Here is a 2548-nt window from a genome sequence, read left to right on the forward strand (position 1 = left end):
GATATTCCAGCGCCCGTGCCGGAGTACGCTTCTGTATGCCCCATGGTAGCGGGTTTCAGAGATAAGCCTTATATAACCTATATATAAGCGTTAGGTAATGCTTATATAACCTGTTATTATAAGAGATGGCTTATCTGCAGCTTACCAGTGATACTGCTGCCGGAAACCAGCAGGGAACAGTGATGGCAGGCTCCCTTTGGCAGGACATTTTCCTTACCAGTAAATGGGGAAACACATTATTTTTCTTACCGGCTAACGGTCGTCGGTGTGTTTTTATATCTTGCGGTTCAATCAGTGTAATGACATCCAACAATATGAAAATCAATATCGTTATGCTCTTCCGCTCCGTTAACCGATATCACACGTTACTATCTGCCGCTTTGTTGATCGCCCCGTTCCAGGCGGTCGCCCAGTCGCCACGCTGGGAACTGGTACCGGACGGCGGCATCCAATGGAATGTAACCACCTCGCAGCCACATACCGATCATATAGAAATGAGCGGCAAGCAACTTTCCGCTATCATCACCTACGGAACAAACGACCGGCAGGAGCTCCTGGTAAAAAAGCAGCTGGTGTTCCCCATGCTGCGCACTATTCCCAATAACACCCATGCCAGCCTGAAAACAGATTTCGATGGCAGCGAATTGCCGGTCATAAAAGTAAATGGCTCCCCGCTGCGGTTAAAGCCTGTGAGCTTTTACCTCAAAGGGATATTGCGTATTCAATCGCAAAGCAGCACATTGGTAACGGCTACGGATATACTTTATCCATCTGTAGATAAAGCTGGATTTATACAATTGCGGGAGTTGGTGAACAACAGCAACCGTACCTGCCATGTGGAAGTGGATAGCCTGGTGAAAGAGCAACATACGGATGCCGCTAAAGGCGTATACGGCGAATACCTGATCCGCTCGGAGGTGACCGGCTACGGCGCCTTTGACCTGAAGCCCGGCGGGAAACATACCATGGCAGTGATCTATTCCGCACGTAAAATAAGTACCCCTGCCTATCATTTTTCGCCGGCTTATGAGCTGGCCAGGAGGGAAGTATTTGTGAAGGAACTGATGCAGGACCTGGTACTGGAAACGCCCAATGACACCATTAACCGGGGCTTTGGCTTTGCCAAGGTCCGCGCCACGGAAAGTATTTATGATACAAAGGGGGGCCTGATGCATGGGCCGGGCGGCGGCGCTTACTATGCGGCTATTTGGGCAAACGACCAGGCGGAATATGCCAACCCGTTTTTTCCTTTCCTCGGCAATTTGAATGGCAATGAATCGGCGGTGAACAGTTTCCGGATGTTCGCCAGTTACATGAACCCGGCTTATAAGCCTATTCCAAGTTCCATTATTGCAGAAGGAGATGGTTACTGGAACGGCGCCGGCGACCGTGGCGACCAGGCGATGATAGCCTATGGCGCTGCGCGGTTTGCCCTCGCCTCCGGCGATACCGCACAGGCGCAGCAGTTGTACCCGCTTATCAACTGGTGCCTGCAATTCCTGGAGCTGCACAAAAGACCGGATGGCATCATCACTTCCGATGCGGATGAACTTGAGGGCCGTTTCCCCGCAGGCAAAGCCAATCTTTCTACCAATGCACTGGCCTACGGCGCTTACCAGAGCGCTGCTTACCTGGCTGCTGCGCTGGGGCATACTGATACCGCTGCCTTATACAACCAGCGCGCCGCTAAACTGGGGAGGGATATCGAATCGTTTTTTGGTCGCACGGTGCAGGGCTTCAACACCTACCGGTATTATGAAGAAAACACCATACTCCGTTCCTGGATCTGCCTGCCGCTGGTAATGGGACTCAACCAACGCCGCGATGCCACCATGAAGGCATTGCTATCGCCCTACCTTTGGACGCAGAACGGTATCCTCACCGCTTCCGGTGACCATACTTTCTGGGACCGCTCTACCCTGTATGCCTTCCGGGGCCTGTTCTTTGCCGGGGCTACCGATACCACCCTGAAATACCTGGCCTACTATACGCGGCAACGCTTACTGGACGAACATGTGCCTTACCCGGTAGAAGCCTGGCCGGAAGGGGACCAGCGCCATCTTTCCGCTGAAAGCGCATTATACTGCCGCGTGATCACCGAAGGACTTTTTGGTATGGTGCCCACCGGGCTGCGGAGTTTTGATATGTGCCCACGGCTGCCTGCCAGCTGGAACCACATGACGTTGCGGCATATCAGGGCCTTTGCGGCGGATATGGATATTGCCGTAAAGCGTGCCGGTAAGCGGTTTACGGTAACAGTGACTAATAAAGGAAAAACAGTGCTCACGAAAAACTGGGACGGCAAATCCACACTGCATGTGGTATTGCCGGGATAATACCTCATACAAAAAAGCAAAAGGACGTCTCAATTATTTTTGAAACGTCCTTTTTGCTTGCCAGCTATTATCTCATTAAAATTTTTCTCCCGCTATATACACGGATAATTTGAAGTAGTTATTGTCATTTGCCTGCGCATTTATAATATCCACTTTCACGGTATGGTTGCTGCCGGCAGTAATATTGCCCGTGATATTAATAGTATGTGGGG

Annotated in this window: 1 protein-coding gene; it reads left to right on the forward strand. The window is 51.2% G+C overall.

The features are described 5' to 3' along the window. The first annotated feature begins 314 nt into the window (after nucleotides 1–314). Nucleotides 315–2336: a hypothetical protein gene (locus VN105_RS03625; RefSeq protein WP_325638018.1), complete on the forward strand. Its 2022-nt coding sequence runs from the start codon at nucleotides 315–317 to the stop codon at nucleotides 2334–2336. The last annotated feature ends 212 nt before the right edge of the window (nucleotides 2337–2548 follow it).

It is taken from the genome of Chitinophaga sp. (genome assembly GCF_035564935.1).
Taxonomy (GTDB): Bacteria; Bacteroidota; Bacteroidia; order Chitinophagales; family Chitinophagaceae; genus Chitinophaga.

Bases quoted from the DNA above. Each gene is read 5' to 3' on its own strand.
- VN105_RS03625 (WP_325638018.1), top strand. From the start codon at position 315: ATGAAAATCAATATCGTTATGCTCTTCCGCTCCGTTAACCGATATCAC.